The sequence below is a fragment of the Endozoicomonas sp. ALC020 genome, from assembly GCF_049275935.1.
Lineage (GTDB): Bacteria > Pseudomonadota > Gammaproteobacteria > Pseudomonadales > Endozoicomonadaceae > Endozoicomonas_A.
This window is the reverse complement of sequence record NZ_CP184830.1, coordinates 974,245-997,342: the sequence shown is the minus strand read 5'-3', so window position 1 is coordinate 997,342 and position 23,098 is coordinate 974,245. Positions and strand designations below refer to the sequence as shown.

The window sequence follows — 23,098 nt, the reverse complement described above, 5'->3', positions numbered from 1 at the left end:
GATGGACTATGGAAGCAAGTCACCAATCTCGAAAAACTCATGACGAACAAACCAGGATCACGTATCCAATGAGTCATAAAGCGAATTTAAATTCACGTTGCCCACAAACTCTTCGGCAATTTTTGTCAGTTCATGGGATCTGAGGATCAGAGCGTTACTGGCGTTTTGCACCTGCCTTAAGTAGTCATCCTTAACAGATCCCTGAAAACAGTATGGGCTGTTAATATTCTTCATCATGGCATACAGCTCTTCTGGTGAGGATGGATCATGAGCACCGAAGTAGTCCAGTAGCCTGCCGGAAACGCCCCAACAATAGGTTAAACAACTGCCTTTCGAGCATGTCACTCCATACAGGTAATGAATGAAGACCTGCTCAATTGCTCGTGCGCATTTGTCTTTTAAATCATCCAAAAGGCTTTCTTCCTCCCGTGAAACCTCAAAGGGCTTCAGTTCGTGTTTTTCCAATAACTGCTTCAAGTCGGGTCTGGTATCAACTTTTCTTTGAAACAGAGCTTCGGCCTTTTCCTGTAATTTTCTGCTCCGCTGGCAAGCTCCCAGGATAATCACCGGTCGGTAGTCCGCTTTGCCCGAGTTGGACTGCACAAACGCGGGGTGGTGCACCAACATACGTTCTATATTCGGAACCCCACCGGGTTCATCCGTCCAGGTGATCTGTAAAGATGTATTGACCAGGTTAGTTTCAAGGGTTGGCGAAAACCCGCCATGACAATGAGTGACGAAAAAGCCACCAACATTTTCCTTTTTGAAACGTTGATAAGTAAGTTGCCATGCCCGACTATTTTTTTCCCTGGACAACAATTCCCTGTACCACATTTTCAGGCAACGGGTGGCTTTAACCTTCAGCTCATCGACGCCTTCCAGACGCACCAATAGCTCATGATGTCGAATGACCTGAATAAAATAACCCATTCTGGGAGGCAGTGGATCCAGCCAACCCGATTTCAGGGCTTCATGGGCAAAGCGAATAACCGAAGGATTCGACAAGTCACTGTCTGTCAATATATTCACTATCGAATGCAACCACATGTGAGGACATGCTCCGGACTGATCAATCATTTTAGAATGGAGTGACTTGAGTAGCTCAGTGATCTGATCTTCATCACTGTTGGACAATATTTGTTTTACTGCCTCAGACAACCGCTTGCTGTCGGACATACAGTCAAGCATGCCTCTGACAAGTCGCTTCTCGCAATCGTCCACTGCTTCTATCTCCAGTAACATTGAAACCCCCATGGAGAAACCGATTAAATCTTTTCTCTCCCAAAGCTTTTCTACCCGCTTGTAAGTACTCAGATATAGGTTTGGTAATGCCCCCTTTGTCTTAAGGGCTTTGTTGAGTTTACCAGGGCTGATGCCGCAGGTTTCAGCCAGTACTTGCTGTTCTGTTAAAGAAGACCCTTTCAGGAGATCCCGGATCTTCCTTAACTCAGTGCCAGAATCTCTGACGCTTCTGTTGTGCTGGAAGCCAAATTTGATTTTTGTTGCTTCGATAGGCGACCCGCCCAAGTCCACTGGCTCCCAGGTTTGGCCGCCATCCGGGGAATACTCTGCAAAGCTGTGGATATGATTAGATATTTGTCGGCATGAAATGCCAAAATAACGACAAAAAGCGATAAAAACAGGCACACGATGACAGCATTTGCCTTGCCGCTGCATTACGAGGAATTGAAAGAAATTTTTATTGCGCACTGGTACAGCAACACCGGAAAACAGTTTGCAATAGTCCCTGATTGCCTGAATGCGTTGCTTTATGTCTTCAGCGTTTTCTATTGTCTCCAAAAGCCGCTTTACTTTGAGTGGTTGTTCGTTAATGGATACAAACACTTTGTTCAACACTGTTTTCATACCTTCGCAACAGTGGGCGTCAAAACGTTTTGATGGTGCTGGTCGGACTTCTTTAGCAGGTATTTTTTTACCCGCTTCTCCGGATTCTACGACGTAAGCAATTCTTATGCTCTGGTCGGCTTTGGCTTCTGGAACAAATAGTGTGTGAAGACCGGTATATCGGTCCCTGAGTAGTGTGAAGGCCAGGTTGGGTTCTATGCACAGGGCCAGGATACGGTCGTTAGCTGTCAGGCTGGGCAATGGATATTGACCATCTTTTGATGTCATATAAAAGGTTGCCAGTGTTTGGTTGCTGGCTAATATCACTTCCTGGTCCTGCCTTGGTAACCGGGCAGGTATAAGGACTTCGGCTCCCTGCAAGTGTTTATCATTAATGCTGATCGTTTTGACTTCGCCCCCGGCAGTCACATAAATATCCTCTGCAATCCACCGATAGGTCCCGGTAAAGAGGCCCGGCTTGTCAAAAATAACATAATCGTCATATTTTGGTTTTGCCAGCCTCTGATAGTTTGTTAATGTGTCCAATGCTGGAGCCTTTTTCTCATGGACTTCCGGAACGTATTTTTCAGGAGCATTATCACTGTAAATAGCCAACGCGTTATTAACTTGCGGCTCGTGGTTACTCTTCTGAGCCAATGCCGAAGCCTGTTTCTCGTGGACTTCTGGCTTGTCTTGTTGAGGAGCCTTATCACCGTCAATAGCGGATGCTTCGTTGATAAAATCGTCGACCAGGTGGTTCGGCAGATCACTGATCTGATGCCATAACGCAGGCCACCATTGAGCTTCATTGGTTTTCCACGCCCTTATACGCTCATCAGCCGCCTTAAGATAAGGCTGGTTAGTTGACAATTTCAGCGTTTGTTTCTGTTCTTCCGTCAGGGGGAATACGCTGCTAGCGTCCACGCCCGTCCGGCCAAAATCACTCGTAAACCAGTGTTGCTGCCAGTGTCTGTATAGTGCCTGTGTGAGAATGTCGTCTGACTGCTTCGGCTTCAGGGGCAGACCTGATGCTCGCCACCTGACCTGAGCCACCCCCTTGATGATTTCCGCTTTGGCTTCCTCTTTATCCGGACGAGTGATAAAACGAATTTCATGGCGATTTTCATCAACACTGTTGTGATTACTGTGTCGTATTAACCACGGACGATCAATGCCCGATACCGTTTGGTAGAACCATTCGCTCATTTCAGGGTCAAGCGCTGCTTTATTCATGGCAATAGCCGATAGCCCGGGCAGTTCCTCCAGCGATAAGTTGGCGGCCATCTGATAAAGCCGATAGTGCTGATTGAGGCATTGATGAACGGCTTTTTCGCTAAAATCGCCAGCACTGGTGATAGCCTTGGCAACATTCTGTAAATCAAGGCTGGTCGGTTGCAATGGCAGTTTTTTGAGTTGCAGGTGAGCCCTTAAACGACAATGTTTTTCTGTTAGTATCTTGGCGGCGAATGTCCCTTGTGAGGACTCTGGCAACACTTTTTCGGCAATGGTCTGTAATTCGGTCGCGTTGTACTGCCGGATGGGCAAATGCCGGAAACGCCCTTTCAGCGCTGGTGATAAGGGTTTTCGCCCGCTGTACTCAGGCGGGTTGATGGTGGCAAACAGGTGGAAACCCGGATGGGCGTCACCGGCCAGAATATCGTTTAACTCCCCTTCCAGATGCTGGCTGTCGATCAGGTTCATTTCCGAAATCACCACGATGCCGCCTTCAATTTTGGCCTTCTGGATCTTTTCACACACTTTGTCCCAGGAACAATCACAGGCATTCAGGAGATAAACTTCCGGCATGGGCTCTCCCCGTCGCCTAGCCTGCTTTCTGACACTTTCAATCACCAGGTCCAGCGTGGCATCTTTACCCCGTCCAGCCGGGCCTTCAATCAGCGTTGCCTGACGACCGCCGTGTTTTCTGTCGTGATGATAAGCCTGCTGACTGCGGCTTAAATCCTGCCCAAGCCACTGCACCAGTTCACGGACTGCCGATCCGGAGATATCAAAGTCTGGTCGGATTTTTTTGCTGACTATACCGAAGGTCTGCTGCATATCCTGCAGGGTGTGGTTATATACTTTGTTGCTCAGGGTATTGTCCGGGTGGTAGCGTACAGCAAACCAGGTTTCCAGTGCCGACAGGGCATCCTGATGAGTTTCGGTGATTTCGGGCCCCAGTACATCCCGAAAACTTTGTTGGATCAAACTGTTTATTTGCTCACAGCTGGCACTGTCTCCTTTGGATAACGCACGATCCAGATACCAACCCACCCAACTGCAGATATCCGTTAAATCCCTGGGGGTAAACTCATGCTCGGGCAAGAGTTCCTGATAATATTGCCAGAGTGCCATCACGCTCTCGGCGGTAATGCGTGCTATGTCGTTTATTTCAGACTCCGACAGATGCCGTTGTAACTGATTGACCAGAGCCGGTTCCACAACCTGGTCCCGAAGGAATGCCTGATCCAGGCGTGGGTAGTAAGCTCTGGGCAGTTTCTCTTTCAGGGTCGGGTCCATTTGGCGCCCGGCGTAATGATCGGGGTTACCGGTGAGAATCACCCGGTGTTTCGGGCTGACTCTGACAGGATGACCATTCACATAGATGCAGGGCTGCGGTTCCCATAAGCCGTTCAGTGATGCCAGTAATCCGGTTTTGGCAAGGTTGGCTTCATCCACAACCAGGGTGATGTATTCTTTTCCATCACAGCCTCCGCCTTTGTCGGATTCGGTCTTGGCCCATTCCATCAGCGCCCGGTTTTGCTGCACCATAGAGCGGTCACCATTGGCGTGTTGTTGCCATTGCCAGCGTTTCATCAGGGTCTGTTCGCTGTCGGAAGGCCCAAGGGAAATGACCATAGCCTGCCCTGAAGCTTTCGCCATTTTGGCGGAAAAGTAACTTTTTCCGGTGCCGGTTTCCCCCTGCAGGAATATAACAGGAGAGTCCGTAAGCCGGTCATGGAGTCGGGATAAGCGACGACTTTCACGATCCTTCTGACTTATCTCACCGTGATAAAGATCCCGGGCCAGTGCTGACAAGGGCATATCAGTGGAACCCTGCCATGCCAGTGATTCAGCCAGTCGATGTTTTATACGTTCAATGCCTTCTGTCCTGGAATTCGCTGTTCTGGCTATGTGAAAACAATCGCTGGCCAGAGCCTGAATGGCATCGGATCGGGTCTGCCCCAATGGCAAAGTTAACTGCCAGCCGTTAGCCAATGCATCCTGCAAACGTTTAATTTGTTTTGATGGTCTGATGGCTAACTGTCTATATCGCTTTGCTGCCGCCGGACTGACTCCCAACTGATGCGCCATTGCCTGTCGATGTTCGTCAGGCCCATGGGCCAGAATCAGGGCACAGAGTTTGTCTGGGACTTCTCCTCCATGCTGCAATGGAAATGGATTTTTATAGGACAGTTGGAATAGTTTAAATACGCTCGGGTCAAAGGCTCTGGCCAGTGGCCACAGGTTTTGTTTCAGATACTTTCTATCCAACCGCAGAGCACTATTGATGATGGCAGTTAACTGGTACGGATCTACCGATGCGGTCTGATCCTCATGAACATCGGGCAGTAACTGCCAACAAGCCACTTTCATAAAATCACGCACTGACGGATTCTGCCGGGTACCATGGGTGATAACGCTGTTGATAGCCTTGCGCCAGTGGCAGGGCAGCAGCTGTGGGGACCGGTCAACCTGCCGTGCTCGCCGGGCAGCCAGTATCAGGTTATTCAGCAATTCTTCGGTTATTTCAGGCAGAGGGTTGCAAAGGTCGGCAGGTACCGTTGCAAATGCTTCATAAAGTCTATGAAGCGCTTGTTCTGGCAGATCGGCCCGGGGGATATCATGCCTGATAGCATTGATATCCCAGATATCGACCGCAGGACAGGGCTTACCCGTGGCGACCATCGAACCAAATACTGAAAAGGGTTTTTGCAAGGACTCAGGCCAGAGTATTGTGACCTGAGTCTTTGGGTAAGTCTGTAATTGGCCATTTACTAAAAGAGGTTGGCCTACGGCCAGGGGCTCCAGAAGCTGCGCAAGTGTTGGATTGCTTTCCAGCCCCAGGAGTACCAGCGGCTTGCCAGCGGTCAACGCTATCTGCAATGCACTCCGACGTTGTCCAAAATGCGCCTTTTGTTCCGAGGCGATATGGATATTATCAAATAGCTGACTGAAGCGGGTCTGTTCATTGACCTGAATGACCAGAGGTGCTTCCGGCTGATTATTGATCCAGTGACTGGCTTGGGCAGCTTGCTGGTAACTGACGATACTAAACGCGGCCTGATCGCTGATTTTTTCTTCTGGGCAGGACAGGCAGGACAGAGAGTGCTCATCGTTTTCTGCCAGCCCCAGGGCTTTTGGCTGCTGTTTTGAATGAGCTACCTGAAGTCGGGGCTCAAGGCCGGTTGCTTCGCGAATCGTCTGCAGTGAGCCCAGCAAACGAAACCAATGTGCCTCGGTGAGGGTAGACGTCACAGTGACCAAACCACCCGCCCGAATTTGTTCCAACAGACAGGTGTTAGGGACTGCATAACCTTCCGGGGCAATGGCAATCGGGCTCAGCCATTCCCTGATATTACTCTGGTTAATGATGATCGGGTTTGCTGGCACCTTATGGGAAAGTCCTTCCTCATCAGAGTGAGACAGGCTTTGGAACAGCGAATGAAGTTCGTTATTTCCTACCGGCATCTGATAAAACAGAACATCGTCGGGTAACTGACAGATCTTCCCGTTGCTCTCAAAACACTGTTGTGCCAGCATCTGTCGAATCGTTTGTTCAAAGGCCAGATCCTGCCAGTTAGCCCCTTTAAGAATCACCCGTTGTCCTGCCCTTAATGACTCGAGCTTGCCGGGGAGATGCCGGATTCGCCCCTGTTGATCCACTCCGGGGCTGCCCAGAAGTAACTGTCGCCAGTTGTTGTGTAAGTGACAGTCAATAAGAACAGTATTGCCGTCATCCATAACACTTTCGGCGGGGAATTCAGTCAATACCGGAGGAATCTTGTCGATGTTCATCGATGGGTCATTGCCGGTCTGTGCATCGAACTGCCAGGTATTTTCTGGTCGATTAATTCGCCGCCAGAAATCAGCACCGGGTGCGCCGACCGCCGGAACGCCGGCCGCCGGGGCCTCGTCGCTCTGGCCAACCGATGCCAGCTGGGCAGGGCTTGCCAGCACCAATAAAGAAACATGCTCACCCAGAGGGCGTTTCTTCTTGCTGACTTTGTCGTACAGACAGGGATTATCCGGGTCCAGCAGGTCGTTAAACTTTGGCAGGTCGTCGCTGGTGAGTGTTCGGATATCCATCACCAGCGTCAGTGGCTTTGAACCTTCAAAGAGCTTGCCTGAACGCAGCGTGTGGCGACCCTCTCTGGAAATGCTCAACCGGCTCACCAGGTTAGCCTGTGAGAGGTCGTCGGGGTGGGAAATAAGGGTGATATCGCGATTTTTATCGCGGGTCTGGTCAGCCAAAAGCTGTCGAACCTCATCATCACTGGCGACAAAACGGAAATCGAAGGCACGAGGGGTCTTTTGGAGCGAGAACCCCGTTGCTGATACGGTTCTTGCTTTGTCAGGCAAGTTCACCGGACAGGGTGAAATCTTTAGTTTGGCGCTTACTTTTGAGCAGATTCCTACATCCTTCGTTTCCTCTGAAGATAAATCCGGCTTTGCTATCTTGACCGGCACGCCACTCTCAGGACCGAGTTTATATATTTTTACATCAATACGACCGTCCATAGTCAATATTTCCCCACTGTCATTTGAACAACTAAAGTGAAACTGATTAGTTATTGGACTTTCAGTTAGTATGAAAGTTCCGTTTTAGTGGTAATAAAGGCCGGGTCCGGTTGCGCAGGGAAATGGTAAACAGAAAATATGGGCAATGTCCTGAGGGACTCAAGGAATTAAAGGGACGGTTTGGTGACGAACTAGGAATCGCCGTCCTTTACAGGATGTCGCAAAACTTCAACAGCTCGTTCTCACGCTCTGAAGTCGTCATTCCCGCGAAGGCGGGAATCCAGCGCCAACAGTGGGTCTCTGCCTTCTCGGGGATGACAAGGCCAGGGGGGCACCGGGCAGTATGGTTCTGGTGGTGAGTCAGTGTGGATTCCCGCTTTCGCGGGAATGACGAGAATGAAGCCGGGAATGACGGGAGTCAACTCGTTCCCACGCTGGAGCATGGGGGCCAGAGGTTTTGCGACACCCTCTTTAGGGCGGGGAGGATGTCAATGTGTATCCAGTGACTCATAAAGCGAATTCAAATTCACGCTGTTCAAAAACTCTTCGGCAATTTTTGTCAGCTCACCGGATTTGAGTATCAGAGCGTTGCTGTCGTTGAATGCCTGGCGCAAGTAGGCATCCCTGCCATATTCCTGAAACCAGGAAGAGCTGTTGATTTCAGACATCATGGCATACAGCTGTTTCGGTGAGGATGGATCACGAGCTCCATATTTGTATGGGTCATCAATTTTAGGCTTCACGGTAGCATCGACCCAACAATACGTTAAGCTACCGCCTTTCGAATGCGTTACTTCATACAGGTAGTGACTAAAGGCCTGCTGAATTGCCTGCCTGTATCTGGCTCTTGAATCATCTAAAAGCTTCTGATCCTGCCTTGATAATTCCTGGCTATTCTCAACTTTTTGTTGCAACAGGGCTTCGACCCTTTCATTAATCACAGTGCTGTTCCAGGAAGGCTGCCCCATGATAATCACCGGACGGTGGTTCGCCTTGCCCGAGATTAACTTTGGAAACGCAGGTGAGTGCATCAGCATTCGTTCTATATTCGGCATACCCTCAGGTTCGTTCGACCAGCCGGTCCGTAAAGACCGAACGATAATGATATCTTCAAAAGATTGCGAAAACCCGTTATGACAGTGAGTGACCAATAAGGCATCACCTTCTCTCTCCCGGAAGTTCCTGTAAGCCAACCGCCATGCAGGACTACTTTTTCTCCCGAAAAATACATACTTATACCATTTTTTCAGGCAATCAGCGGCTTTAACCTTCAGTTCGTCGACGCCTTCCAGACGCACAAATATCTGGTGATATCTATCAAACCCCCAGAAACGGTTGTCAAAGTGCACTGGATCCAGCCAACCCAATTTCATGGCTCCAAGTGCCAGGTGGATAGCCGAAGGTCTGGTTATGTCGATGTCTTGCAATATGTGCAGCAATGTCATTATCCACTTTAAACTGCTTGCTTCGGCCTGATCAATCACTGTCGCATAGATTGACTTGAGTCGTTCAATGACCTGATATTCAACACTGTTGCACAATATGTGCATTAATGCCTCTCTCATCAGTTTAAAGTCCATTTCCTGATCGACCAGTGCTTTGGTTTCCAATGTCTCCAGCATTGAGACTCCCATGAGAAAACCGGCTAAATTGTTTTCCTGCTGAGGGCTCTTTACTATTTCGGAATTACCTGAATGGGTTTCCAGCAATGCACTGTTTTCCTCAAGGGCTTTGTTCAGCTCCTCCAGACTCACGCCAAGGGTTTTAGCCAGAGCTTGCTTTTGGGCCAAATCAATCCCTTTCAGGAAAGCCTCAATCTTCTTTGACTCATCGCTGGAACAACTGATCTTTCTGTTGGGCTGGAAAGCATAGAGGATTTCTGTTGTCTTGGAAGGTGCTCCACCCAAATCCACGGATTTCCAGGTTTGGCCATCATCCAGGGAGTACTCGGCAAATGAGTGGATAGCGTTTTGAATATTTCGACAGGGAATCCCGAAATAACGACAAAAAGCAATAAAAACAGGCACACGATGAAGACAGTGCCCTTGCCGCTGTGTTACGAGGAATTTAAAGAAATTTTCATGGCGCTCTGGTTGAAGCTTACCCGAAAACAGTCGGCAATAGTCCGTGATCGCCCTGATTCGTTGCAGCGTGTTTATAGGGGATTTTATTTTCCGCAACAGTGTCTTTACTTCGGATGGGTGGTCAGTTTTCGCAAACAGTTCATCCAGTACGGTTTTGATACCTTCTGAACAGTGGCTGTCAAACCATGTTGATCGTTCCGGACGGGTTCCTTTGGCAGGCGTTTTTTTGCCCGGCTTTCTGGATTCTACGACATAAGCCACGTGAATACGCTGGTTGGCCTGAACCTCATTAACAGACAGTGTATGAAGACCGGTATATTGGTTTCTGACCAGGGTAAATGGCACATCAGGTTTTAAACGCAGGGCCACGATATAGTCATTAACCGTCAGGCTGGGCAATGCATGTCGACCATTGCCCGATATCCAGTTAAAAGTCGCCAGCGTTTGATCTCTGGTTAATTTCAGTTGCTGATCAGGCCCCGGCAACCGGGCCGGTATGAGGTTTTCGAAGCCATCAATGTCTTTATCATTAAGATCGATCTCTTTAACCTCACCCTCAGCAGACACATAAATATCCTTTGCCCACCAGCGATACATATGGGAAGGGCTCTCTGTCTCAAAAATTTTATAATCCTCAAGTTGTGGTATCTCCTGGCATTCATAGTCCGTTGTCCGATCCAATGTCGGAGCCTGATTCTCGTGGACTTCCGGATTGTAGGGTTCAGGAGCGTTATCACCGCCAACAGCTGACACTTGGTTACTGCAACCGTCAACCCGAAGGTTCTCCAGACCGCCCATCTGATGCCAAAATGCAGGCCATAGTTTAACGTCATGGTCATTCCATGCCGCTATCCGCTGTTCAGCGTCCTGAAGATAAGGCTGGGAAGCTGATAATTTCAGCGTTTGTTCCTGTTCTTCCGAGAGGGGAAAGACGCTATTGGCGTCCATGCCTGTCTGGCAAAAGTTACGATTAAACCAGCGTTGCTGCCAGTGTCGGTAGAGTGCCTGGGTGAGGATATCGTCCGATTCATCCGGTTTCAGGGAAAGACCGGATGCCCGCCACCGGGCCTGAGCCAGTCTTTTGATGATCTCCGTTCTGGCTTCCTTTGCATTCAGATCAGCGTCAACAAGCATTTCATGGCGTTTTTCATCCGTACTGTTGAGATAACTGCGTCGTATCAACCACGGACGATCAATGTCCGATATTGTTTGGTTTAACCATTTGCAAAGTCCGGAATCAAGCTCACTATTACTTGTGGCAATAGCCGATGGATCTGGCAGTTCCTCCAGCGATAGTTTGGCGGCCATCAGGTAAAGTCGGTAGTGCTGATTGAAGCATTGACGAAGTGCTTTTTTGCTAAAATCGCCTTTTCTGTTAACAGCCATCGCGACATTCTGTAAATCGCGACTGGTCGGTTGTAACGGCAGGTCTTTCCGTTGCAGGCAGGTCCTTAAACGACAATGTTTTTCAGTCAACCGTTTAGCCACGATTTTTCCCTGCTGATTCGCTGGCAAGACTTTTTCGGCAATGGTTTGCAATTCGGTCGAGCTGTACTGCCGGATCGGCAAATGCCTGAAACGCCCTTTCAGTGCCGGTGATAAGGGTTTTCGCCCGCTACACTCAGGCGGGTTGATGGTGGCAAACAGGTGGAAGCCCGGATGAGCGTCACCGGCCAGAATATCGTTTAACTCACCTTCCAGATGCTGGCTGTCGATCAGGTTCATTTCCGAAATAACAACGATGCCGCCATCGACTTTTGCCTTCTGGATGGCTTCACACACTTTGTCCCAGGAACAATCACAGGCATTCAGGAGAAAAACTTCCGGCATGGACTCTCCCCGTTGCTTAGCCTGCTTCCTGACACTTTCAATCACCAGGTTCAGCGTGGCATCTTTACCTCGTCCAGCCGGGCCTTCAATCAGCGTTGCCTGACGACCGCCGTGTTTTCTGTCATGATGATAAGCCTGCTGACTGCGGCTTAAATCCTGCCCAAGCTGTTGCACGAGCTCAATGACCGCCGATCCGGAGGTATCAAACTCAGGTCGGATTTCTTTGGTCAATGTTCTGAAGTCCTGCAGAATGTCTGGCAGGGTGTGGTTATGAACTCTGTCGCGCAGGGTGTTGTTCGGGTGGTAGCGCGCAGCAAACCAGATTTCCAGTGCCGAAAGGGCATCCTGTTGAGTCTCGCTGATTTCGGGACCCAGTAGATCCCGGAAACTTTGCCGGATCAAACTGTTCAATTGCTCACAGTTGACACTGTCTCCTTTGGATAACGCACGATCCAGATACCAACCCACCCAACTGCAGATATCGGTTAAATCCCTGGGAGTAAACTCATGCTCGGGCAACAGCTCCTGATAATATTGCCACAGTGCCATCACACTCTTGCTGGCACTGTGTGCAATGTCGTTTATTTGCTGCTCCGGCAGATGCCTTTGTAAATGCCTGACCAGAGTCGGCTCCACTACCCTGTCCCGAAGGAATGCCTGGTCCAGGCGTGGGTAGTAAGCTCTGGGCAGCTTCTCTTTCAGGGCCAGGTCCATTTGGCGTCCCGAATAATGATCGGGATTGCCGGTAAGAATTACCCTGTGTTTTTTGCTGACCCTGACAGGATGACCATTCACGTAGATGCAGGGTTGCGTTTCCCACAAACCGTTCAATGATGCCAGCAATCCGGTTTTGGCCAGATTGGCTTCATCCAGAACCAGGGTAATGTACTCTTTTCCAACACAGCCTCCGTCTTTGTCGGATTCGGTCTTGGCCCATTCCATCAAGGCCCGGTTTTGCTGCACCATAGAGCGGTCGCCGTCGGCATGTTGTTGCCACTGCCAGCGTTTCATCAGGGTCTGTTCGCTGTCAGAAGGCCCAAGGGAAATGACCTTAGCCTGTCCTGAAGCCCTGGCCATTTTGGTGGAAAAGTAGCTTTTCCCGGTGCCGGTTTCCCCTTCAAGGAATATAACGGGAGAGTCTGTAAGCCGGTCATGGAGTCGGGATAATCGACGGCTTTCACGATCCTTCTGACTCGTCTCGCCGTGATAAAGATCCCGGGCCAGTGCCGACAATGGCTTATCAAAGGAGCTGTTCCATTTCAGTGATTCAGACAGTCGCTGTTCTACACGTTCAATGCCTTCTGTTCTGGAATTTGCTGTTCTGGCTATGTGAAAACAATCGCTGGCCAGAACCTGAATGGCATCAGATCGGGTCTGCCCCAATGGCAAAGTTAACTGCCAGCCACAAGCCAGTGCATCCTGCAAACGTTTAATCTGTTTTGTTGGCCTGACGGCTAATGATTGACAGGGCTCTGATGCCGCTGGATCGACTTCTAACTGATACGCCATTGCATCTCGTTTTTCTTCAGGTGCATGGGCGACGATCATGGTACAGAGATTGTCCAGAACTTCTTTTTCATTCTGCTCTGAAAATGGACTCTTATAGGACAGTTGTAATTTTTCATTAAAGACAGCCGGGTCAAAGGCTCTGGCCAGTGACCACAGGTTCTGCTTCACAAACTCTCTATCCAGGCGCAGAGAATTGTTGATAATGGCATTTAAGTGATCCGGGTCTATCGAGGCGGTTTGATTCTCGTCCGGCGTCTTATCCGGTAACAAGTGCCAACAGGCCACTTTCATAAAATCCCTCACAGTCGGGTGCTGCCGGGTACCATGGGTGATGACGCTATTGATGGCCTTGCGCCAGTGGCAGGGCAGGAGCTGCGCGGACTGGTCAACCTGCTTTGCCCGCCGGGCAGCCAGTATCAGGTTATTCAACAACCCTTCGGTCATTACAGGCAGAGAGTTTTTAAGGCCGACAGGTACGGTTTTAAACGCTTTGTAAAGTTTATCAACTGCTTGTTCTGGCAGCTCAGTTCCGGGGATATGATGCTTGTCGCCATTGATAGCCCAGAGATCGACTTCAGGGCACCGTTTACCTGTGGTGACCAGCGAATTAAATACTGAAGACGGGCTCTTGGCAGACTCAGGCCAGAGCAGGGTGACATGAGCTTGTGGGTAGGCCTGTAATTGGCCATTCAACACCAGAGGTTGCCCGGCAGCCAGAGGTTCCAGCAGGTGCTGAAGCGTTGGATTACTCTCCAGCCCAAGGAATACGACCGGCTTGCCAGCGGTTAATGCCTTCTGCAACTCACTCTGACTTCGTCCAAAATGGGCCTTTTGCTCCGAGGTGATATGGATATTATCAAATAGCTGGCTGAAGCCGGTCTGTTCATTGACCTGAATGACCAGAGGTGCTGGCTGGTGATTATTGATCCAATGGCTTGCCTGGGCATGTTGCTGATAAGTGACTGTTTCAAAGGCAGCGCGATTTCTGGTTTTTTCCAATGGGATGGGCAGAGGGTATTCATCGTTTTCTGCCAAGCCCAGGACTTTCGGCTGCCGTTTTGAATGAGCCACCTGAAGCCCTGGCTGCAAACCTGTCTTCTCGCGAATCCTCTGCAGTGAACCCAGCAAACGAAACCAGAGCGCCTCACTGAGGGGAGAAGTTACGGTGACGACTCCCCCCGCCTGAACTTGTTCCAACAGACAGGTGTTTGGGGCTGCATGGCCATCCGGGGCAATGGCAATGGGGCTCAGCCATTCATTGATATTACCCTGGTTAATGATGATCGGGTTTCCTGGTGCCTGCTCTTTATCAAGTCCTTTTTCACCTTCTGTGTCACCTTCTCTGTCGCAGGAGCAGGAAAGGCTCTGGAACAATGAACGAAGCTCATCATTTCCTACCGGCATTTGATAAAACTGAACATTGTCGGGTAACGGACAAATATTCCCGTTGCTCTCAAAACATTGTTGCACCAGCATCTGACGAATCGTCTGTTCAAAGGCCAGGTCCTGCCAGTTGGCCCCTTTCAGAATGACCCGTTGTCCGGCTTTTAATGACTCAAGCCTGCCGGGGAGGTGTCGGATTCGCCCCTGTTGATCCACTCCGGGGCCGCCCAGAAGTAACTGTCGCCAGTTGTTGTGTAAGTGACAGTCAATAAGAACAGTATTGCTTTCATCCAAAACACTTTCGGCGGGGAATTCAGTCAATACCGGAGGAATCTTGTCGATGTTCATTGATGGGTCATTGCTGGTCTGAGCATCGAACCACCAGGTATTTTCCGGTCGATTAATTCGCCGCCAGAAATCAGCACCCAGTGCGCCGGCCGCAGGCGCTTCGTAGCTCTGGCCAACCGATGCCAGCTGCGCAGGGCTGGCCAGGACCAATAGAGAAACATGCTCACCCAGAGGGCGTTTCTTCTGGCTGACTTTGTCGTATAGACAGGGATTATCCGGGTCCAGCAGATCGTTAAACTTTGGCAGCTCGTCGCTGGTGAGTTTTCGGATATCCATCACCAGCGTTAGTGGCTTTGAACCTTCAAAGAGCTTGCCTGAGCTCAGAGTGTGGCAACCGTCGGCGGCAATACTCAACCGGCTCACCAGATTAGCCTGTGAAAGGTCATCGGGGTGGGAAATAAGGATGACATCCCGACCTTCATCGCCGGTTCGGGCAGCCAGAAGCTGTCGAACCTCATCATCATTGGCAACAAAACAGAAATCGAAGGAATAAGGGGCTGCCTGTGAGGAATTGGTTGAGGAAAGGGTACCTGCTCTGTCAGACAAGGTCATCGAAGTTGACGATACATAAGCTTTGACAGTGACAACAGGGTTGATGCCTTCAATCTTAGGCGGTGAACCGAACTGTGATCTCCCTGTTGGCATGCCATTATGGGATACGCCATTGTTACAAAAGGAGGGGGTTATTTCTCCGCCAATCTGACCATCCATAGCCACTTCTCCTGTCCTTTGAGAGATTAAGTTGAAATTGTTTGATCATTTGACCTTCGGATTGAAGAGAAGTTCATTTGGATCGTTATGTTTTGCCATTGAAGGAAGTCATCTATGATCACATTCTTAATGACTCACAAAGCGAATTTAAATTCATATTGCTCAAAAATTCATCAGCAATTTTTGTCAGTTCATTGGGTTTGAGTATCAGTGCATTACTGGTGTTGAGTGCCTGCCGTAGGTAGTCATCCTTAACAGAGTTCTCAAAAGAATAAGAGCTGAAAACAGAAGCCATCATGGCATACAGCTCTTCTGGTGAGGATGGGTCATGAGCGCCATATTCCGGCCTGTTGGCATCACCGCCCCAACAATAGGTTAAACAATCGCCTTTCGAGCGTGTCACTCCGTAAAGATAAAGACTGAAGGCCTGTATTAACGCATGCAAGTATCTCTCTTTTGAATCACTCAAAAAGCCTGCATCCTCAGGAGATATCCCAAGGTGGGCTAGTTCGTTTATTTGCGACAGTTGCTTCGAGTTCAGGCTATTCTCAACGGCTGTTTGAATCAGAGCTTCGATCTTTTCATAGAGCACATCGCCGTACCAGTGAGGTTGCCCCACGATAATCACCGGACGGTGGTTTGCCTTGCCCGAGTTTAACTTCACAAATGCAGGATGGTGCAGCAACATTTTTTCTATATTCGGAGTGCCCTGAGGTTCGTCCGTCCAGACGGTCTTTATGGATGAGCAGATCAATTTTTCTTCAAGCAGTGGCGAAAACCCTTCATGACAATGAGTGACAAACAAGGTATCACCATGTTCCCGTTGGAAGCGTTTATAATTGCGTTGCCATGCCAGGCTATTTTTTCCCCTGGTCAATAATCGCCGGTACCACATTTTCAGGCACTGGGCGGCTCTGGCCTTCAGTTCATCGACGCCTTCCAGACGCACCAAAAGCCGATGATGTTCAATGGCTTTCATAACAAGGCTCTTATAGTCCGGCAGTGGATCCAGCCATCCCGATTTCAGGGCTTCATAGGCAAAGTGAATAACCGAAGGGTTGTTCAGGTTACTCTCTTTCAATATATGCGTTATTGAATTCAACCAGTCTTCAGGGTCGGCCCCAGCCTGATTTATCATTTTTGAGTGCAGTAACCTGAGTTGTTCAGTGACCTGATTTTCATCACTTTTGGGCAATATCTGTTTGACCGCCTCTGACATTGGCCTGTGACGACCTTTACTGTCATCCAGTTCGCTGATCAATTTCCTCTCAAAATAGCCCAATGTTTCTGTCTCCAGTAATATTGAGACACCCATGGCAAAACCGGTTAAATCTCCTCTCGCCCAGAGATTCAATACCGTGTTGTAAGTGCTCAGGTTCGTTGCTGGCAATGCACTGCCTGTCTCAAGGACGTTGTTCAATTCCTCAAGGCCCATACCCATGGCCTCAGCCAAAGCTTGCCGTTGTGCTGAATCAGCCTCTTTCAGGAGATCACCGATCTTCTTCGACTCAGAACCAGAACCGCTGACCCTTCTGTTGGGCTGGAAGAAAGACAGGGTTTGTGTTGCCTCGACAGGCGACCCGCCCAAATCTACTGACTCCCAGGTTTGACCACCATCCACAGAACACTCTGCAAAGGCATGGGTACGGTTAGATATTTGCCGACATGGAATACCAAAATAACGACAAAAAGCGATAAAAACAGGCACACGATGACGACAGCTGCCTTGCCGCTGTGTTATGAGGAAGTGCAAAAAATTGCCACTTTGCTCTGGCATAGCTGCACCGGAAAACTCTCGGCAATAGTCCCCGATTGCATCAATGCGTTGTCTCGTGTTTTCAGCGCTTTTTATTCTCTGCAAAGGCAGTTGTATTTCGGGTAGTTGTTGGTCAATGTTCTCAAGCAGTCCCTTGAGTACTGTTTTCATACCTTCTGAACAGTGGCTGTCAAAACCTGTTGATCGTTCGCGGCGGGCTTTTCCGGCAGGTGTTTTTTGGTCCGCTTTTCTGTGTTCTACAACATAAGCAAATCGGATACTCTGGTTGGCTTTGGCCTCTGGAGCAGAGAGTATGTGAAGCCCGGTGTATCGATCCCTGATGAGGGTGAATGGCAAATGGGGTTCTGTTCGCAGGGCCACGATATAGTCGTTAACTGTCAGGCTGGGCAATGCAAATTGACCATTGTTGGATGAGATGTCCAGGGTTGCCAGGGTTTGATCGCTGGCTAATATCAGTTCCTGATCCTGTTCTGGCAACCGGGCAGGTATGAGGACTTCGGCCCCCTGTATGAACTGATGACTAATATTGATCCTTTTGATTTCACCCTCAGCAGATACATAAATATCCTTTGCCCACCATCGATAAATCCCGGGAAAATGGTTCGGCAAATCAAAAATTATATAGCGGTAAATTTGTGGCTTTTGCAGAGCCTCATAGTTCGTTTTCCGGTCTAATGCCGGAGCCTTTTCCTCACGGTCTTCCGGGAGGTATTTTTCAGGAGCCTTATCACCGTCAATAGTCAACGCCCGGTTTAGAGGTTGTGGCTCTTGGTCGGTTCCCTGAGCCAATGCCGGAGCCTGTTGGTCATGGACTTGTGGTATGTCTTGTGATGCGTCGTTAATAAAATTGTCTACCAGATGATTCGTCAGATCACTTAGCTGGTTCCAAAATGCAGACCACCCTTGAAGGTCAGGAGCGTTCCATGCACTTATCTGCCGATCAGCCTCCTGAAGGTAAGGCTGGCAAGCCGATAGTCTCAGCGTTTGTTTCTGTTCTTCCGTCATGGGAAAAACACTATTGCCGTCTACGCCTGCCCAGCCAAACTGGCGATCAAACCAGCGTTGCTGCCAGTGTCGGTATAGTGCCTGGATGAGCGTATCGTCGGACTCATCCGGCTTCAGGGATAGACCGGATGCCTGCCATTTTGCCTGAGCTACCCTCTTGATGATTTCCTTTTTGGCGTCCTCTTCATTCAAAAGAGTGTTGAAACAAATTTCGTGGTTTTTTTCATCAACACTGTTGTGATCACTGCGTCGAATCAGCCATGGACGATCAAAGTCCGGTACTGTCCGGTTGAACCATTCGCACAGGCCGGAATCAAGCTCACCTTTATCAAGGGCAAGAGCCGAAGATTCGGGCAGTTCATCCAGCGATAGGTTGGCAGCCATCAGGTAAAGCCGGTAGTGTTGATGGAGGCATTGATGAAGTGCTCTGTCAGTAAAATCGCCGCCTCTGAAGACAGCCCTGGCGACATTCTGTAAATCACGGCTGGTGGGTTGCAATGGCAGTTTTTTGCGCTGCAGGTAAGCCCTTAAAAGACAATGTTTTTCTGTTAGCTTTTTAGCGACGAATGTCCATTCCGGGGACTCTGGCAACAGCTTTTCGGCAATGGTCTGTAATTCTGCCGGGTTATACTGCCGGATGGGCAAATGCCGAAAACGTCCTTTCAGCGCTGGTGATAAGGGTTTTCGCCCACTGTACTCAGGCGGGTTGATGGTGGCAAACAGGTGGAAACCCGGATGGGCGTCACCGGCCAGAATATCGTTTAACTCACCTTCCAGGTGCTGGCTGTCGATCAGATTCATTTCTGAAATCACCACGATGCCGCCATCGACTTTTGCCTTTTGGATCTTTTCACACAGTTTGTCCCAGGAACAATCACAGGCATTCAGAAGATAGACTTCCGGCATGTATTCATCCTGTTGCTCAGCCTGCTTTTTAATAGCTTCAATCACCAGGTTCAGCGTGGCATCTTTACCTCGTCCCGCCGGGCCTTCAATCAGTGTTGCCTGACGACCGCCGTGTTTCCTGATGAAATGATAAGCCTGCTGACAGCGGTTTAAATCCTGTCCAAGTCGTTGCACCAGCTCACAGACTGCCGATCCGGAGGTATCAAAGTCTGGTCGGATTTTTTCGCTGACTGTGCTGAAGGTCTGCTGAATATCTGACAGGGTCTTGTTACGAACTCTGTCGCTCAGGGTGTTCTCTGATTTGTAACGGGCAGCAAACCAGATTTCCAGTGCGGACAGGGCATCCTGCTGAGTCTCGGTGATTTCAGGCCCCAGTACATCCCGAAAACTTTGTTGGATCAAACTGTTTATTTGCTCACAGGTCACAGTGCCGCGAGCGGGCAGGGCATGATCCAGATACCAGCCCACCCAACTGCAGATATCCGTTAAATCCCTGGGGGTAAACTCATGCTCTGGCAACAGCTCCTGATAATATTGCCAGAGTGCCATCACACTGTTGCTGGCACTGTCTGCAAAGTCGTTTATTTGATGCTCCGGCAGGTGCTCTTGTAGATGCTTGAACAGAGCCGGTTCCACCACTCTGTCCCGAAGGAATGCCTGATCCAGGCGTGGGTAGTAAACTCTGGGCAGTTTCTCTTTCAGGGCCGGGTCCATTTGGCGCCCGGAGTAATGATCCGGGTTGCCGGTAAGAATCACCCGGTGTTTCGGGCCGACCCTGACAGGATGGCCATTGACGTAAATGCAGGGTTGCGGTTCCCAGAGGCCGTTCAATGATGCCAGCAATCCGGCTTTGGCCAGGTTGGCTTCATCCAGAACCAGGGTGACATAGTGTCCATCCTTGTCGGACGGAGTTTTGGCCCATTCCATCAATGCCCGGTTTTGCTGCACCATCGAGCGGTCGCCGTCGGCGTGTTGTTGCCACTGCCAGCGTTTCATCAGGGTCTGTTCGCTGTCAGAAGGTCCAAGAGAAATGACCGCAGCCCGTCCTGAAGCCCTTGCCATTTTGGCGGAAAAGTAACTTTTCCCGGTGCCGGTTTCTCCCTCAAGGAATAGAACGGGAGAGTCTTTAAACCGGTCATGGAGCCGGGATAATCGACGGCTTTCACGATCCTCCTGACTCATCTTGCCGTGATAAAGATCCTGGGCCAGTGCTGACAATGGCCTATAAGCAGAACCCGTCCGTAGCGAATCAGACAGTCGATTTTCTATGCGTTCAATGCGTTCTGCGTCAGGGTTTTCTGTGACATATTCTCCCCTGGCAATGTGTAAGCAGTCGCAGACCAGAGCGTGAATGGCATCGGATCGGGTCTGCCCCAGTGGCAAAGACAACAGCCAGCCAGAGGCCAGTGCGTCTTGCAGACGTTTGATCTGTCTTGATGGCCTGATGACTAACGATTGATATTGTTCTGCTGCCGCCGGATCGACTGCCAACTGATACGCCATTGCCTGTTGTTTTTCTTCAGGAGCATGGGCCAGGATCATGGCGCAGAAACTGTCCGGGACTCCTTGTCCATCCCATTCTGGAAATGGATTGTCATAGGACAGTTGTAAGTCGCCATTAAACACTGCCGGGTCGAAGGCCCGGGCCAGTTGCCAGGGGTTCTGCTCCACAAACTCTCTATCCAGCCGCAGGGCACTGTTGATGACGCCATTTAACCGATCCGGGTCTACCGAGGCGGCTTGATCCTTGTCCGGTAACAAGTACCAGCAAGCCACTTTCATAAAATCACGCACTGACGGATTCTGCCGGGTGCCGTGGGTGATAACACTGTTGATGGCCTTGCGCCAGTGGCAGGGCAAGAGTTGTGGGGACTGGTCGGTCTGCCGTGCTCGCCGGGCAGCCAGTATCAGGTTATTCAATAACCCTTCGGTCATTTCAGGCAGAGGGTTACAAAGGTCGCCAGGTACGGTTTTAAAGGCTTCGTAAAGTGAGCAAATTGCTTGTTCTGGCAATTCAGTCCGGGAGATATCATGCCTGTCGGCATTGATATCCCAAAGATCGACTTCAGGACAGGGCTTACCTGTGGAAACCAGCGAATTAAATACTGAAGATGAGCTTTTCAAAGACTCAGGACAGAGTAGTGTGACACGAGCTTGTGGGTAGGCCTGTAATTGACCATTCACCAACAGAGGTTGCCCAACCATCAGGGGTTCCAGAAGCTGCTGAAGCGCTGGATTAGTCTCCAGTCCCAGAAGCACAACAGGCTTACCCGCAGTCAATGCCTTCTGCAACTTACTTTGACTTCGTCCAAAATGGGCCTTTTGTTCCGAGGCGATATGGATATTATCAAATAGCTGGTTGAAGCCGGTCTGTTCATTGACCTGAATGACCAGAGGGGCTTCCGGCTGATGATTGATCCAGTGATTTGCCTGGGCATTTTGCTGGTAAGTGGCGGTATTAACGGCGACAGTATCTCTGATTGTATTTTGTAGCCTGGACAAAAGGCATTCGTCGTGTTCATTCAACCCCAGAGCTTCCGGCTGCTGTTTCGAATGAGCCACCTGAAGTTTGGGTTGCAGGCCGGTTGTGTCGCGAATCGTCTGCAGTGAACCGAGCAAACGAAACCAGAGTGCCTCAGTGAGGGGAGAGGTTACGGTGACGACCCCCCCCGCCATAACCTGTTCCAACAGACAGGTGTTAGGTGTTGCATAGCCTTCCGGGGCAATGGCAGTAGGGCTCAGCCATTCGCTGATATTACTCTGGTTAATAATGATTGGGTTTCCTGGTGCATTATCAGAGCAGGAGAGGCTTTGAAACAGTGAATAAAGCTCGTCATTGCCAACCGGCATTTGATAAAACTGAACATCGTCGGGTAACGGACAGACCTTGCCATTGCTTTCAAAGCACTGTTGCGCCAACAGCTGTCGAATCGTCTGCTCAAAAGTCAGGTCCTGCCAGTCGGCTCCTTTCAGAATGACCCGTTGTCCGGCTTTCAAAGACTCAAGCCTGCCGGGTATATGCTGGATTCGCCCCTGTTTATCGACTCCGGGACCGCCCATCAGTAACTGTCGCCAGTGACTGTGCAAGTGACAGTTAATTAAAATTGTGTTGTCGTCTATAGTGCTTTCGCTGGAGGGGAGTTCAGCCAAAACCGGAGGAACCTTGTTGACAGTCATCGACGGGTGATTGCTGATTCGAGCTTCGAACTGCCAGGTATTACCTGGCCGATTAATGCGCCGCCAAAAGTCAGCGCCTGGTGCGCCGACCGGCGAAGCTTCGTCACGCTTGCCAACCGATGCCAACTGTTTAGGGTCTGCCACAACCAGCACAGAAACATGCTCACCCAGAGGGCGTTTCTTCTGGCTGACTTTGTCGTACAGACAGGGGGTGTCCGGGTCCAGCAGATCGTTAAATTTGGGTAAATCCTCGCTGCTGAGTTTTCGGATATCTATCACCAGGGTTGATGGCTTTGAACCTTCAAAGAGCTTGCCTGAATGCAGAGTATGGCGACCCTCCCCGGAAATGCTCAACCGGGTCACCAGATTAGCCTGTGAAAGGTCATCGGGGTGAGAAATGAGGGTGACATCCTGATGTTCATCGCAGGTTCGGGCAACCAAAAGCTGTCGGACCTCATCATCACTGGCGACAAAACGAAAATCGAAGGCGTGAGGTTTTTTTTGCAGTGAGGAATCGGCTGAGGATACGGTTCTCGCTTTGTCAGGCATTGCCACCGAAGAGGGCGATGTTTTCAGTTTGCACGTCACCTGGTAGCAGATTTCTATGCCCTTTTCCTTTTCCTCCGATGATGGCTTGGCTGGCACACGTCCATCAGGCACGTATCTCTCAGGAACAGGACTGTCTGTTTTTTCACCTATCTGACCATGCATAATCAATCTCTCTCCCGGAGGACTGCTTGAAGTTGTTTAATCGTTTGACCTTCAGACAGGAGAAAAGTTC

The 23,098-nt window shown here is 49.9% G+C and carries 4 protein-coding genes; all 4 read right to left on the bottom strand.

The features are described 5' to 3' along the window. Window positions 1-57 precede the first annotated feature (57 nt). Complete coding sequence (locus tag ACOJUO_RS03475) at window positions 58-7,587, bottom strand: AAA family ATPase (protein WP_422138919.1); 7,530 nt, start codon at window positions 7,585-7,587, stop codon at window positions 58-60. A gap of 242 nt (window positions 7,588-7,829) precedes the next feature. Continuing rightward, complete coding sequence (locus tag ACOJUO_RS03470) at window positions 7,830-8,009, bottom strand: hypothetical protein (RefSeq protein WP_422135367.1); 180 nt, start codon at window positions 8,007-8,009, stop codon at window positions 7,830-7,832. Between the two features lie 66 nt (window positions 8,010-8,075). Next, window positions 8,076-15,452, bottom strand: a complete 7,377-nt coding sequence (locus ACOJUO_RS03465; RefSeq protein WP_422138918.1) for an AAA family ATPase — start codon at window positions 15,450-15,452, stop codon at window positions 8,076-8,078. Between the two features lie 118 nt (window positions 15,453-15,570). After that, window positions 15,571-23,028, bottom strand: a complete 7,458-nt coding sequence (locus ACOJUO_RS03460; RefSeq protein ID WP_422138917.1) for an AAA family ATPase — start codon at window positions 23,026-23,028, stop codon at window positions 15,571-15,573. Window positions 23,029-23,098: the final 70 nt, after the last annotated feature.

Coding starts and splice junctions, on each gene's coding strand:
- ACOJUO_RS03475 (WP_422138919.1), bottom strand. CDS start 7,587: ATGGACGGTCGTATTGATGTAAAAATATATAAACTCGGTCCTGAGAGT.
- ACOJUO_RS03465 (WP_422138918.1), bottom strand. CDS start 15,452: ATGGATGGTCAGATTGGCGGAGAAATAACCCCCTCCTTTTGTAACAAT.
- ACOJUO_RS03460 (WP_422138917.1), bottom strand. CDS start 23,028: ATGCATGGTCAGATAGGTGAAAAAACAGACAGTCCTGTTCCTGAGAGA.